The sequence below is a fragment of the Corynebacterium zhongnanshanii genome, assembly GCF_014490575.1.
In the GTDB taxonomy this organism is placed as follows: domain Bacteria; phylum Actinomycetota; class Actinomycetes; order Mycobacteriales; family Mycobacteriaceae; genus Corynebacterium; species Corynebacterium zhongnanshanii.
Genome location: NZ_CP061033.1, coordinates 1766012 through 1780228 on the forward strand (window position 1 = coordinate 1766012; position 14217 = coordinate 1780228).

The 14217-nt window shown below is 59.3% G+C and carries 11 protein-coding genes and 1 pseudogene; 2 read left to right on the forward strand and 10 right to left on the reverse strand.

Going from position 1 to position 14217, the window contains the following annotated elements:
• Positions 1 to 3: 3 nt before the first annotated feature.
• The 9 genes from bioB to IAU67_RS07935 all read right to left on the reverse strand — a co-directional run bounded on the left by bioB (position 4) and on the right by IAU67_RS07935 (position 10177).
• A complete protein-coding gene (gene bioB, locus IAU67_RS07900; protein WP_151842125.1) occupies positions 4 to 987 on the reverse strand; it encodes a biotin synthase BioB in 984 nt (327 codons plus the stop codon).
• Positions 988 to 1754: 767 nt separating this feature from the next.
• Positions 1755 to 2273: a 30S ribosomal protein S9 gene (gene rpsI, locus IAU67_RS07905; RefSeq protein WP_151842126.1), complete on the reverse strand. Its 519-nt coding sequence runs from the start codon at positions 2271 to 2273 to the stop codon at positions 1755 to 1757.
• Positions 2273 to 2716, reverse strand: a complete 444-nt coding sequence (gene rplM / locus IAU67_RS07910; protein ID WP_151842127.1) for a 50S ribosomal protein L13 — start codon at positions 2714 to 2716, stop codon at positions 2273 to 2275. Before rplM ends, rpsI begins: the two co-directional genes overlap by 1 nt.
• A gap of 353 nt (positions 2717 to 3069) precedes the next feature.
• Positions 3070 to 3351, reverse strand: a complete 282-nt coding sequence (locus tag IAU67_RS07915; protein WP_151842128.1) for a WXG100 family type VII secretion target — start codon at positions 3349 to 3351, stop codon at positions 3070 to 3072.
• An 87-nt stretch (positions 3352 to 3438) separates the two neighbouring features.
• Positions 3439 to 3726 (reverse strand): WXG100 family type VII secretion target, encoded by a 288-nt coding sequence (locus IAU67_RS07920; RefSeq protein WP_151842129.1) that lies wholly within the window; start codon positions 3724 to 3726, stop codon positions 3439 to 3441.
• A 790-nt stretch (positions 3727 to 4516) separates the two neighbouring features.
• Positions 4517 to 4762 carry a hypothetical protein gene (locus IAU67_RS07925; protein WP_151842130.1) on the reverse strand — a complete coding sequence of 82 codons (246 nt, stop codon included), beginning with the start codon at positions 4760 to 4762 and terminating at the stop codon, positions 4517 to 4519.
• Positions 4762 to 4890 carry a hypothetical protein gene (locus IAU67_RS10050; protein WP_255441108.1) on the reverse strand — a complete coding sequence of 43 codons (129 nt, stop codon included), beginning with the start codon at positions 4888 to 4890 and terminating at the stop codon, positions 4762 to 4764. Before IAU67_RS10050 ends, IAU67_RS07925 begins: the two co-directional genes overlap by 1 nt.
• Before the next feature lie 732 nt (positions 4891 to 5622).
• Positions 5623 to 6975 (reverse strand): type VII secretion-associated protein, encoded by a 1353-nt coding sequence (locus IAU67_RS07930; RefSeq protein ID WP_187767889.1) that lies wholly within the window; start codon positions 6973 to 6975, stop codon positions 5623 to 5625.
• A 13-nt stretch (positions 6976 to 6988) separates the two neighbouring features.
• Complete coding sequence (locus IAU67_RS07935) at positions 6989 to 10177, reverse strand: FtsK/SpoIIIE domain-containing protein (protein ID WP_151842132.1); 3189 nt, start codon at positions 10175 to 10177, stop codon at positions 6989 to 6991.
• A 311-nt stretch (positions 10178 to 10488) separates the two neighbouring features.
• Here IAU67_RS07935 and IAU67_RS07940 point away from each other — a divergent pair, with 311 nt between their 5' ends.
• Complete coding sequence (locus IAU67_RS07940; RefSeq protein ID WP_151842133.1) at positions 10489 to 11625, forward strand: EsaB/YukD family protein; 1137 nt, start codon at positions 10489 to 10491, stop codon at positions 11623 to 11625.
• Positions 11622 to 12401 (forward strand): annotated as a pseudogene (locus tag IAU67_RS09985) (S8 family serine peptidase); the annotation flags it as partial. The gene IAU67_RS07940 and the pseudogene IAU67_RS09985, both read left to right, overlap by 4 nt.
• A gap of 215 nt (positions 12402 to 12616) precedes the next feature.
• Here IAU67_RS09985 and IAU67_RS07945 read toward each other — a convergent pair.
• The gene (locus IAU67_RS07945; protein ID WP_151842135.1) at positions 12617 to 13864 is read right to left on the reverse strand and encodes a type VII secretion protein EccB; all 1248 of its coding nucleotides are present in this window, start codon (positions 13862 to 13864) and stop codon (positions 12617 to 12619) included.
• Positions 13865 to 14217: the final 353 nt, after the last annotated feature.

Consider the following 14217-nt stretch of genomic DNA (forward strand, 5'->3'; position numbering starts at 1 on the left):
CCTTTACAGCGCCTTAATGGGCAGGTCGATGCGGTTGAGCATGTCCACGTCCTTTTCGATGGCCTGCCCCAGGGTGGTGAGGTAGTTGCCAGCGATGATGGCGTTGATTCCGCCCAGCAGGCCCTTTTCGGTGCCGTCGTCGCCCAGGGATAGCTCGCGTCCTCCTGCGAAGCGCAGCGTGGTGCGTGGCATCGCGAAGCGGAACATCGCTACGGCGCGAAGGCCCTCTCCCATGGGCACCAGGGGACGGTCGGCGAAGGGGGTTCCCGGGCGTGGGTCCAGGAAGTTCATCGGCACTTCGCACGGCTCGATCTCCGCCAGCTGGGATGCGAATTCTGCGCGCTGTTCCAGGCTTTCGCCCATGCCGATGATGCCGCCGGAGCAGATTTCCATCCCCACGGCGCGAACATTCTCCAGGGTCTCGCGGCGTTCTTCCCAGGTGTGAGTGGTTACCACGTTGGGGAAGAAGCTGCGCGACGTTTCAAGGTTGTGGTTGTAGCGGCGCACGCCCATGTCTTTGAGTTGTTGGGCTTGGTCCAGGGTGAGCGTTCCCAGGGAGCAGGAGATGTCGATCTCCACTTCTTTGTTGATGGCTTCCACTGCGTTGCCCACTTGGTCCAGCAGGGCTTGGTCGGGGCCTTTGACGGCGGCGACGATGCAGAATTCGGTGGCTCCTGATTTGCGGGTGCGTCGGGCGGCTTCCACGAGGTCGGGGATGTTGAGCCGTGCTGCGCGCACGGGCGATTCAAAGAGGCCGGATTGGGAGCAGAAGTGGCAGTCTTCGGGGCATCCGCCGGTTTTGATGGAGATGATTCCTTCTACTTCCACGTCTGGGCCGCACCATTTCAGGCGGGTTTGGTGGGCCACGTCGGCCATTTCTTCCAGGCGGTCGTCGGGTAGTTCGAGGACGCGGAGCAGTTCGTCACGGGTGAGTCCCACACCTGTGGCAAGGGCTTTGTCGCGTGCGATGTCGAGGATCTCAGTCATACCTGTGCACGCTAGCTGAATATTTGAACACCATTCAAGAAATCCGTGAACATCGTTCAATCCATTTTCCTGGCCGTTGTGCGTTGTTCGCCGTGTGCGCTGGTCATTCCCTATATCCGACGCCGAAGCGCACCCCACCACAGCCCACTTTCGGGGCTAGGTGCCATGCGTGTTCTGGGGCCTGCCGCGCGCGCGTGCACGACACACATGTCTAAATACATGTACATTCATGGGAGGCTTGGGGAGCGGATGTGACGAACTTTTCCTTCAGCATGATCCTCTTTGTGTGCACAGTCAGGAGCGTGGCATCGAACAGAATCGAGCTACTCCATCAGAGCTCCCCGGTGTTGCACCCACCATGTGGTGTGCAGCGATGGTGTTCTATACTCCATACCATTGCATCAACCACGGTGGGAACTCCCCCTACCCCGCCGGCCGTGAGGATTGCTGGCACGACCATAGGACTTTGTTGCGGTTCTTGCGCATTTCCCCAGGACAAAATCTCGGAAGAGCGAAATAATCCTATAGTTGTGCCAGGGCACTTCCTAAAAAGACCGCGACACCCCCGGCAGCAGGCACATTTTTTTGTCGCATAATCCTTCTCTTTGGAGGCTTGGGGCGCGATGTGACACAGCGAAAGGGCCTGGCTCCCGATAGTTTCCTATCGGGCACCAGGCCCTTGTACTCACTGCTCAGTTGCCGCGCTAACACAGCGTTGCTCTGACGCGGTCTACGCAGCCACGAGCTGAGCGCACCAGCGATAAGGCTTAGCGCTTGGAGTACTGAGGTGCACGGCGTGCCTTGTGCAGACCGGCCTTCTTACGCTCAACAGCACGAGCGTCACGGGTCAGGAAGCCTGCCTTCTTCAGGGCGCTGCGCTCTTCAGGGTTGTACTTGTTCAAAGCACGGGCGATAGCCAGGCGAAATGCGCCTGCCTGGCCGGATGGTCCACCACCGGTCAGATTTGCAACGATGTCGAACTGCTCTTCGCGCTCCAACAGCACCAGTGGTGCCTTGATCAGCTGCTGGTGCAGCTTGTTGGGGAAGTAGTCCTCCAGGGTGCGGCCGTTGCAGATGAACTGGCCGGAGCCCTGAACCATGCGGACGCGGACAACTGCTTCCTTACGACGACCAACGGTCTGGATGGTGCCTTCGAACAGCGCTGGTGCTGCCTCAACGGCAGCTTCTTCAGTGTTCTCAGCTGCAACAGCATCACCGATGGTTGCAACGAACTCTTCGTTCACTGCGTCTGCAGCGGTGTAGTTTTCTTCGTTGTACTCAGTCATTACTGTGCCACCTGCTTGATCTCGTAGGTCTCTGGCTTCTGAGCCTCAAAGGTGTGCTCTGGGCCAGCGAAAACGCGCAGCTTCTTCAGGGAAGCGCGAGACAGCTTGTTGTGTGGCATCATGCCACGGATTGCCTCTTCCACAACGCGCTCTGGGTGCAGCTCCAGGGAGCGACCGAGGGTCATGGACTTCAGGCCACCTGGGTAGCCGGAGTGACGGTAGCGCATCTCGCGATCACGCTTGTTGGAGGAAATGTGTACCTTGTCAGCGTTGATGATGATGACGTGGTCACCGCAGTCAACGTTTGGTGCAAAGTATGGCTTCTTCTTGCCGCGCAGCAGGTCAGCTGCGGTCACAGCAAGACGGCCAAGCACCACATCAGTAGCGTCAATGACATACCACTTACGGGAGATGTCACCGCTCTTTGGGTGGAAAGTAGTCACAGAGGGACTCCTTGGTCTTCTTGGAACTGCCAGCCAGAATTGGATCTACGTGCGTAGATTGCAGACGGCGGCCGGTGGAGACCCGTCTGCTGACCCTTCGTGAGGATCACAACCTCGCTAATATTACGGCATGCTGCGGATCTACCCAAATTGATGCAGATGTACCCGCATCGGCGATATCTTCTCTCACGCAGATGTCAAAGGCTCCCCGCACACAGGCCAGCGAGCACCGCGCACAGGTCAGCGACCCCACCCGTGACGCCTTCTCACCTCTGCGGCGTCGCCGTCACGTCTGTGGAGCCGCTGCCCTTACCACGAAGAACAAATAGCTAGCGTGTGTTCAATAGCCCTCCTTAAGCCCAGCTTCGCGCCGCGCTCTGGTTAATCTCGCTCATCCGGTCGTTGGCTTGACGCACTGCTGTGGACACCTGCGCCAGGATCTGGTTGAGTTCCGCTGCGGCTTTATCCCATTTTGCTTGGGCTGCGTTGTAGGACTCGGCTGCTTCTCCTTCCCATTCGGCAACGAGTGGCTGCAGCTGGGACTTGAGGTCTCCCAAGATGCGGTCGATGTTTCCGTTGGTTCGGTTGATGTCATCGGCGGCTTGCGCGATGGTTCCAAAGTTGTAATGGATCATGTATCCCCCTAGGTGGTTGAAGTGTCACAAGTGTGACAGCGTGGTGTAGCCGTTGAAGGCTGCGGCCACAACGGTGGCTGGCGACGTTTAGCCGTTGAAGGCTGCAGCATTGGCCATTTCCGTGTCGTCGAATGCGTGTGCATTGGCCCGAAGGTTGTCAGAGATGCTCATCAAAGCCTCATTCAGTTCGCGTGCAGACTGGTTCCAGCGCTCCATCAGGCCTTGGAATGCGCCTTGCGCTTGCCCCTTCCATGCGCCTGACACGCTGTCCACCACGTTTTGCAGACGGCTCAATTCGCCTTGCACTTCCCCATTGATGTTGTCTACGTTGCTTGCCGCCGAGGTCATGGTGGCGACATCAGTTTTAAAACTCATCAGGTTCCCCCTGCTCTTGTTGACGTGAGTCTTGTCATCGTGACTGTTGTGTGTAACGAGCAAACGCGTCACGCGGCGTTTGTCTCCCTTTGTTAGACTCCGGAAATCCGCAAAAGGTTCACACTTTTTTAAATTTTTTTACTGCTACCCCCTCTGCACAGCTCAACCCCTCCCATTAAACACCCCTGACCTGGATAAACAGAACTAACTCCTTATTCACACGAGCGCTACACCAATGCTCGAAACGAGCAGTACATCGCGGACGCCACGCTAGCCAGGTCGGCATAAGCATCCAGGATCAGTGAAGCCCGAGCGTGGCTAAGTTGGCATTGCACCATCGCCACGTTCGCGCCTTCTAACACGAGTAGCTCAGCCGCGACGTGCCGTACCCCATGGACGGTTCCCCTTGGGAAGCTCGGGTCAACGCACAACTCGGGACTACCGTACGTTCCTTATATATTTTTGGAGTCCCGACGTGGATACGCGAGCCGACGATGACCGCTACTCTCCCCACAAGGGAAAATTCCAAAACAATGGAAAGACAGGAAATCGATTAGTGAGACTACCATCGGGGCCGCTTACTCTGTCCCCAACAGTGAGAATCATATCGAGATTGTATAATTCACCGATCCGCTCCGAGCAAGTACTTTCACAAGTTGTTTGAAAGTGCAGATTGCGTTTTTCTCTGGTTAAGTTTTGTACGTGACGCGGGCCATACGATGCCTTGCTTGAGTTGGAGGCAGACATGGCTAGCCCCGACTGGGCGCAGCCTTTGGCTTTCTTCTATTTCTTAATGCTCACCATGTGCGGTTGGATGGTTTTTAACGGGAGAGCCAGGACGGTTGGCGTGCCAGGTCTTAACGTCCTCGGCATCCCAAAGGCGAGTTTTTCCGAGAATTGTGGCCACATTAGCAGGCGTTCGGTGATTGGCACTGTAATTGCGCCATGTTGCTGGCGTAATGCCGACATATTTTGCGCAGTCTTCACCTGTCCAGAGTTCGCGCCCGGTATCGGCATCGGTAATGATAGGGCGCATTAGCTGGCTGCCTTTTCATTGCGGTCGATGGCGTATCCGACGGCAAGGAAGGCGGGAATGAAGAAAGCAGAGGCTCCAGCCAGTGTCATGATTGTGGCTGCACATGCCCCGAGGAGTGTGAAACGCATGATTAACGTATCCTTTCGCGTGTTCCGGCGGGAAGCCCCCTCCCAGCTAGACCTTGCGGGTGGGGACTTCTTTATTTATTCCTGGTATCTAGAAAAATGATGACTGCGACTACCAGCGTCAGCATAGCTGACAACATAGACACAATTCACACTGTTCACTTCCCTTTATAGCGCGCTTTACTCCGCGCGAGAACTAGCATAACATGACATGGCGTTATACGTCAACTGGTCACGCCAGACGTTCATGCTAAAAACAGCAGCAATATAAGCTATACAAAATGTTCTAATAGCGTCAATACTGAAAGCCCTGAAAGAAATAGGTGCGATCACAATCCAAGCCACCTACTCTGCATCTCAACAGTGAGAGTCATACCCTGATTGCAGGATTCATCGATCCGCTCTGAGCAAGAACATTCAAAAGCTGTTTGAAAGTACTGATCACTTCTCTTCTCTGCCCATATTTTTGTACGTGGTGCGAGCTATGCGGCGCCTTGTTTGAATTCAAGACGGCCATGACTAACCTCGTCAGGGCGCGGTATTGGACACGCCAGAGTTCGCGGCCGGTGTCTGCGTAGGTAATGATGGGGCGAATTAGTTGGACTTAGAGCTACCTGTTTGTTCTCACGCTCGGTCCATGGGTTCGGCACAACCCCCCCCCAAAAAACACCATCTCTTCCTCATGCATGCTGACCAACACAGGCAGTACAACGCCCACCACCAACGCCAGCGCGATCATGTCCCGGCACGCTCCAGACGTTCCAGGTGCGCGGTGTCGATCGCCTGCTGACATGCTTTCCCCCGGGCATCCGCCACACGCGGAAGCACCTCCCCGGTGTCTCGGATCTGGCAACCCACGGACAATTGGTGCCCGTCTACCAGCCGAACGGTCCATTGTGTGTGCGACGTGGGATGCACCTCCTTGTACGCGGCTGGGGACACCCCCACCACCTCAAGGTCGCTTTTCCCGGTATCGTGCCGGGTCTTCTCAATCGCGGTGAGCACCGCCTGGTCCAACTGCTCTTGCGACTCCACGGGTGCCGGCGCCGCCGCTACCAGGATGCGCATGTCTGGATCATCCGACATGAACTCTTCCCGGCCCTGTGTAGCGCCCACGCGCCGCCATCCTGCCACGTCGATGGCCACGGGAATGGCTGCACGTTCCGCCGCAGGCGCCGGGGCGTTGTCCCCTGATTTGCGATGTTCTTCAAAGGCTCGCTTTTCTGCCGGTGGCGGATGCTGCTCCTTCCCCTTACCGTTCCCCTGAGTTGCGGCCTGCTGCTGTGCTGCTGCGCTCGGCGCCGCGGACGACGTGGACGTGCCAGACCTTCCTGCACTACTATCCGACGCCGCCTCGCTCGCCGTAACCTCTCGAGTACTACCGGGCAGGTATATCGCAGCTAAGCCTGCGAGGCTCACCAATGCGATAGCGGCGGCAGCCAGCACAAACTTCTTAGACACCCGCGAACCAACGTAGTCGCCCCATGCTCCAGACTCTTCCTGGTCAGTCTCCTGACACTCCTCCTCATCACGTCCGTGCTCGCGCTCAAGTTCTATCTCGCGCAAGTCAGCCAGAATCTCACAGGCTTCTGAAGGGTCAACTTTCCTCGCGCGGAACCCTCGCTGTCGAAGGAAGGCAATAATTCCCTCGGCCGCCTCAGTGTCCTTCGTCACCAGAATGTCGGGTTTATCTAATCCCAGCCCCCAAGGGAAGGCGTTGCGCGGTGCCGGCGGATTGACGCTAGCCCATTCCTTGTTGGCTTCTCGTTGGGCAGCAACGTCTTTCACCAGAACAAGCAGTTTCTCAAGGCGCCTCATACTTAAGCCGCTAGCCCGGTAGGGATAGTCCACCGCACTGTACTGGCTTGTCCCGCCATCCTCTCTTACCGCGTCCGCCAGGGAATTGTCCCCGCGTATGAACGTTAGATAACCGGGTTGCTGCATCTCCGCGGATCCGGTTCTGCAGTAGCCCGTAGACAGATCCGTGACTTCCATTCCATGCAGCAAAATGCCGGATTCCTGGAGGCTCATGGCTTGCGCAATGATGCTGGTATGTTCCAGGCTCGGTGGCTTCACTTTTATCTGCATACGCTGTTTGATACTAGGTCTCATCTCTTCCCTCCTGCGTGCCCTCATCCTCATCGGAAGCTTCGTCCCCATCGGAAGTAATGACATGAACTACCCACGGCTCAGAGTGCACAAACATTGCCCTGCCGGGCGGACGCTTTTCTAAACGTTGGCCTGCAATCGGGCCGTCTTCCCGTGGCCCGGACAGCAACAACCAGGCTGTCTGGTCACGGATTGCCTGCATGAGTGGTTGAAAACTGCTGCGTTGGAACGGCCCGGAACGGCGAGCCAGAACCAGGTGCAGGCCAATATCTGCGGCGTACGGAAGAAGCGGCAACAGCACATCCAGACCGGGGTCTGTGTCCGAATCGTCGACCACCACGAACACCTCAGGCCCGGACCACCACGAGCGAGCGGCCAATTGTTCGCTACTCACGTCAGGGCCTGGAATCCTCTCCCTCAGGGTGGTCATCCAGCCTTCGACGCACTGCCGGAAGTCCTGCGCCACCATGTATCCGTCGATTCCCAGCAGTCCTCGCCGAGCATCCGTAGCGATCACCACTGCCTCCGGATCACGGGAACGAATGCTGTTCATCACGCTGCGTAGCGCTGTCGTCGCTCCCGCGCGGGACTGTCCCACAGCCACGAAATGTGGAAACTCCATCCAGTTCCATGCCACGGGTTCCAGCCGCGGGCCGCCGATAGCGAACGCGTGTGGCGCAGCAGCCTCGCGGGTCGTGATGCATTGTGGAAGCACTCTCATGGAGAGTTCTTCGTCCTGCCGCCCATGACATACCTGACGGACGTGTTCCACATCCTGAGCAGCGCTGCATGCGATCTGTACGTGCTTTCCCCGATGGCTCACTCCCCGGCCGGGAAGGTCAGGCAAGCTCTTCTGAGCATCGCGAAACACCGAGTCCAGTGGTGTCATACGCAGCTCCATCTGCCCTGTCAACACATCCCGGAGGCTGGGGCGCAGATTCCATCGCAGGCTGGTCACCACCACATGCAGTCCCTTCTCAAGCCCAGTTGTGGCCAGCGTGATGAGGCGTTGCTCCTCGTCACCGACTTGGTCGATCCCATCGATGACCAGCAGGCGCGCACCCGTGGTGTGCTCCATCTCATCCAGAAGACGGCTGAGCCCATCTGCCCCAACAACGGCCGCAACCTGAGGAATCCGCGCAAGATCGCGCAACGACCCGCCCGGATCGAACACATATATGGCCAGGCCCGGAGTGCTCAACGCGAGCCCGAGCACAAGGCTGCGCAGCGTCATCGTTTTGCCCGATTGCGGCTGGCCAACGATGGCCCAGTGGCGTCGATTGATGTCGATGTCATAGGTGGGCTGCAGCCCCTCGAACGGGAGATCCTCTCGGCCAATCCGGGCGATGCCCGGCGCGACGGGCTCCATAACTTCGTGGGCGTGCAGCGTCTCCGGCAGAGGTGGCAGCCAGACCGGGTTGTGGTTAGGGCCTTCCAATTGCTCGACCACCAGATCCAAGGTGGTGGTCTCCGCGGTGACTGTGCTTCCCAGGAGTTGCACCAGGCGCTGGTCACGCGGAAGCTCCGGTCCCGATACGTAAGCCGATTGAAAGCGGATCGTGTCCTGTGCGCTGAGGATGGCCGCGCCCGGTGTGGGCGGAAGCTCATAGGCAGCAGTGCTACCAATCACCGCTCGCGATTCCGCCGCCGAAAAGGTGCGCAAAGCGATCCGATAACTTAGGTGTGATTCCAGGCCACGCAGGCGTCCTTCTTCCAGCCTCTGGCTCGCCAAGAGCAGATGCATCCTCAGCGAGCGCCCCAGGCGCCCGATGGCCGCAAACACGTCCGCAAACTCCGGGCGGGCATGAAGTAATTCTGAAAACTCGTCCACAATGATGAACAGGGCGGGCATTTTCCCAGGAAATGCTTTATTGAATTCAATGGCGGTGGTCATTCCGGCAGCACGGAGCCGTTCTTGGCGACGATGCATCTCTCCCAGCAAACTATCTTGCATACGATCTACCAGGGTCGATTCTTCCGACAGGTTGGTAATGACCGCCGAAGTATGGGGAAGCCGTTCCAGCCCCATAAACGTGGCACCACCCTTAAAGTCCACCAAAATGAAGTTCAATTCCTCCGCGGTATGATTGTGGGCAAAACTCACCACCACACTTTTCAAAAATTCCGATTTTCCACTTCCCGTCGCTCCGATGCAGAGGCCGTGGGGCCCAATTCCCCCGAGCGCTGATTCCTTGATATCCAGATACACCGGGGAGCCGCTAAAACCAATCGGTGCCCGCAGATCTCCGCCCTGCAATTCCAGCAGCGAGGTGCTTGATCGCACCGTCGAGCGAGACCGGCAGATCTGAGCCAGTTCCACCTCACTGAGCTGGTCCGCCACCCCGAATGGTGCCCATCCATCAACCGTCCAGGCGCTTAACACGCACCCCTCGTCCTCACCGGTGACGTGCAGGTAGAGCCCCTGAGAGATGGCCGTGTTTACCCATTCTGGACTTGGATCCACCACAACGGACCCCGCCGTCACCGGAGTTTCCCCGGAACAAAAGCGCACTGTCCGCGGCCCGTCGTGCGGCAGCCACTGGTCATAGGGCCCCGTCACCGTCAACGCATCCGCGTCCTGCATCGCTACCTGCGCCTGCATCGCACGCGCCAGCCCGGCCGCACCGTCCCCCACCATGACAACGCAATGGAACGACGCCAAGTCCACGCTCACTGGAGCCTCAATCGTCGAATAGCGAATCGCCAAGTCACGCAGGCCCATCGCGCTGACCGGCTCCAAATCCTCCGGCGGGTCGTTGACCGGTATTTCTAAGGTCTCCTCGGGAGTCTGCACAGCCATGCCTAGCCGCACAACTCCCGGCTCTGCAGTGACCTCAGTCCCCGTGTGGATATACGACCACAGGGTATGAGGGTTGGGGTGTGCGGCCTCCATCTGCTGGCGCTGCAGCTCGTGTTTTCGTTTGAGGCCGTCCGTGAGGGCGTCGATATGACGATGGAAGGATCGACGGATTTCGTCCACGTTGCCCCCAGGCGTGAACATCATCGCCATGCTGCCCAGCATCATCAGCGGAAAAATGAACGTCATGGGTGAGCGTCCGGCACCAGACAGGACCATGGCGGCGATCATGCCCACCACGGCCACGAGCATGACCGCAGGCATCAGCAAGCGGATGAATGGCTGCTTGTCTTTCGGCAGCGTCGGTGGCGCTTGAGTCTGCATCGATGTTCCCCCAATCCAGCGCGGCACACAGCGTGTTGGGTGTGGCGTATCCCTCCCCCGAGGGGCCATCACCACCGTGCGCGACCGCGCTCATGTGCTTTTCAGCTTGCCATGGAACATCATGTTTTGCCAACAAAAAATTGAACGCTCTCATTTGCGCTGGTCAGGTCCATAAAAGTTGACCGCGAATGCGAATGTAGGACGTGCACGCTACGCTATGACTCACACGCGCACCACGGGGGTGTGCTACAACCCAACGCGCCAAGGGGTGGTGCGTTGTATACAGGGATCATTCAAGGGAGGGATTGCCCATGCTTGCCGTGAGCATTTCGGTGCCTCGTCGTGGCACCACCATCAATGCTGCTGTGGCCGACCACATACCGGTCGCAGAACTCATACCGCACCTCGTGGAGGACATCACGCCGGGTGAACACTGGGTCCTCAAACGAGCGGTGGGAAGCATACGGCCTGAACACACACTGACAGATGCTGGAGTGATACCAGGTGAGGCGCTGGAGTTAGATATCGCGAGCGCGCCCGCTCCTCCGGCCGAGGCGGTCGAGGAGCTCAGCGGGCCGATTGCCGACAACCCCGCGGTGTGGATCGTCGCCGCTATCGCAGCGGTGGTGACGTGGCAGGTCGCACCACTGTGGCACCCTGTGGACTTCTACAGCCCCGGAAACTGGGATCAATCGCAACTCCTCACCGTAGTTGTTGGCGCGATAGCCGCTCTGGGCCTTGCTGCCGCAAGCTTGCACGATCAGCGCTTTTCCTGGATAGCTCCCATCGTTGCCTTCGGAGTGGGTCTGCACATTAACGTGCTGTGCGGATGTGTGGCGGCAGCTCTGGTGGTCTGGCGCGCAGGAGCGGCACGCGTCATCACATGCACGCTGATGCTGGCGGCAGTCATGAACTTTTCGCCCGGAGTGACCCTGGTGGTGACCCTCTTTGCGCTGGCATACGCCGGACAGATCGCCATTGCGATCCAGAGGATCAAACTTCCCAAGGTCCCCGCAACAGGGATCTTCAGCGAGCCGGTGCATTCTTCTGCTGGTGCGGTGGTGGACGTCCATTCTTCACTGATCAGCGCGTTATGCGTGGTGATCTGCGCCTGCGTGGTGCAGATAGCACCGTGGAATAGTCCCATCGACGGCTGGACCACGGCACTCCTGATCGCGGTGGCACTGCTGGGTGTGACTGCACGCGGCGCCCGTCCCATTCACGCGGTAGCCGTCAGCACAATGGCCGCCCTCGTGGGGTTGTGGTTAGCGCTCCATAGCCCGGCCGGGGTGGTTCTCCTGGGGTTGGTTGCACTTCCGGCGCTACGCATTAGCTCCCCAATGCTGGGACGAATCATTGACTGGGTGGAGATGCTGACCTTTGCCCTTGCAGTTCCACTCGCGCTGCATGCCACCGGCGTATTTGGTCTCATTAGGGGCATCGGATGAGTAACACCTGCCAAGAAGGACTCATCGGCCCAGAGATTCCGGTGGATCACAGCGCCACGGAGACCACCCCGGGAAGCGGCCATGATGTGCCCATCGCCGTGATTGATACGGGCTCTGCCGCGCCTGGGGTCAGTGGTGATCGGGACTTCTGTATTCTCCACGGCAGTGCCGTGGCCAGTGTGATTCAGCAGGTAGCTCCCGGCGCGCCTATCGCCTCGTTCCTCCACTCAGATTCGCCCGAGAGAAGCGAGGGCACGGTGAGCCATCTCGTTGCGGCGATCGACGCAGCCCTTGCAGAACCGCACCCGGCCCGCATCATCAATATCTCGATGGTGGCCTGCCAAGATACCGTGGAGCTGCGCGAGGCGATCACACGCGCTCAATCCACAGGGGCGTTAGTGGTCGCATCCACGGGAAATACGGGTCAGTGCGAGGAAGACCAAGTACCCTATCCGGCGTCCTTGCCAGGGGTGTTAGCGGTGGGAGCCGTGGATGCGCGTGACAGTGCGGACCACGTCTCCGATTCTGGACGGATCCCAGCCGATTACAGCGCCGCAGGTCCCTGGGCCATGCTCTACGCCAGCGGAGGCCCCGTCAGTGCCCGCGTGGAAAGGGATCCCGAGAAAGAACCCGGAGTGGTCACCACCTTCGTGGGCTCACCAGATCCCTTCATAGGAACCAGTTTCGCCACACCCGTGGTCTCCGGCACGGCGGCCCGGGTGTGGGAGATACTTCCCCAAGCCACAGCGGACACCGTCACGGCCATCCTGCTCGCCACAGCCTCGCCTGGTGGCGCTGCACCGGGCATGCAGCAGCCCATCAAGGTGGTCGATACCCAGGCCGCGATCAACGCATCCCTGCAGCTGCGCGAACAACATCGCACTGCAGATACCTCTGGTGTGGACGCACACGCTGTACCCCAGGCCTACGGACCAGTACAGCCACTGCCGCCCACGGTCACGGACGTTGCCTTCACACCCGAAGCCACCAGCTACATCGTTCCGGTGTCCTTAGCAGTGCTGCTCTCGCTGGTGTTCATCGCGGTGACCGTCTGCCGGGCCGTGGTACCACTCAGCAGGCCAGCGTCCGTGAGTCCTGCGATGGTCCGCCACGGCACACCCACAGGGTCCTTAAAACCTAAGGCCGACAATTCTTCGGAGGTGCCTACGGAATAGCGAAGCCCGGCGTCGTCGATTAAGAACAATCCACGCTCCGTGACCACAGGGGAGGTTCCGCGTGGCCCCACGAACCCAGAGTCCGTCGCCGTACCCTCCGGGGCAGGCAACACGGCCGTGCCCTGCTGCCCCGCACACGGCAGCGAGGAGGAATCGTGAGGAGCAGACGCCCAGTCACTCGCGCGGACATCCTCCCGCGGGACAAACGGCCACACGTCTGCGCCTGGCTGCGCCACCACATCCGCAAGCGCCACTGCACGAGGTGGGGCGGCGCTCAGCCCCTCGGCATAGGCACGCTGCGCGCCCTTCAGCTCAGCAACACCACCCGGGGCGGTCATGAACACGCGGCCACCGGCGTTCAGCAACACACCCGCCTCGTCAAACGGCGCCGGCAGCCCCGTTGGCCCCTGCGGCAACAGCGATGGATCCTTCAGGTCGTATTGCTTCAAGAACCCCTGGTTGACGGCCACCGTATCCACGCCCAACGCCCTGGCCGCCGACGGATCCACCAAGGTGCGACTTTGCCCATTGAGCAGCCACAACTCCTGCCCATCAGTCGCCACCGCCACGCGACGAGTGTGCATGTGCGCGTCCGATTCCGGAATCGCATGGACGCTCACCAGCTCCCCCTGACCAGAGCACAGAAACCACGAGCTCTTCTCCGCCTGATCCAACCCCGGAACATGCCCCACACCCATCGGCGCGCCATGGGGAGCCGCCGCCAGCTGATCAGCGGTGGACTTCGTGGCGTCCACCGGCGCGCCGAGCACCAAGCGGGCGCTCGCCACATTAGTGATCGGGTGGTACGTCTCCCCCAGGCGCACGTGCAGACCCCCGAACTCATCCGCCACCAGATCCCCGTCCAAGGTGGGCTTCGGTTTGAGCAGACCCAGCATCACCGCGCCACCCGCGATCAGCAGGCTCATCAACAGCCCCACCGCCAAGGCCCGGCGCTGGTTGCGCAAAGGATCATGCGCCATGCGCGCATCACCAATCACCAACGCTAACTCCAGGCGCCTCAACAAAAACCCAAAACCGGAGACCTGAATACCGGTGGTACGCATAACGTTCTTTCCCCCTCGCAAAGAATCAACCTGCCGTGTGCCCCCGCACACGGTGCAGCATGCTTTCCATCATGTGTGCACTCGTGCCTTAAACCATGTGTGCACTCGCGCCTTTAGCATGCCACATCTCTAGACAGTAGTCGATAGTTTTGTATAAGATATAGCTATTGGGGGTTTCACATCTAAGTTTCGCGCTCAAGCGCCACAGATCAGAGCCACATGCACAAGGGGGACGCATGCTTTTTCTATCTCTGTTCATCATGCTGCTCTGCGCCGCGGGGACAGGCTGGCTCCTTCTGCGCACGCGCACTGTCCAGCGCAGCGAGCACCAGATCTTCTACGTGTGGGCGGTG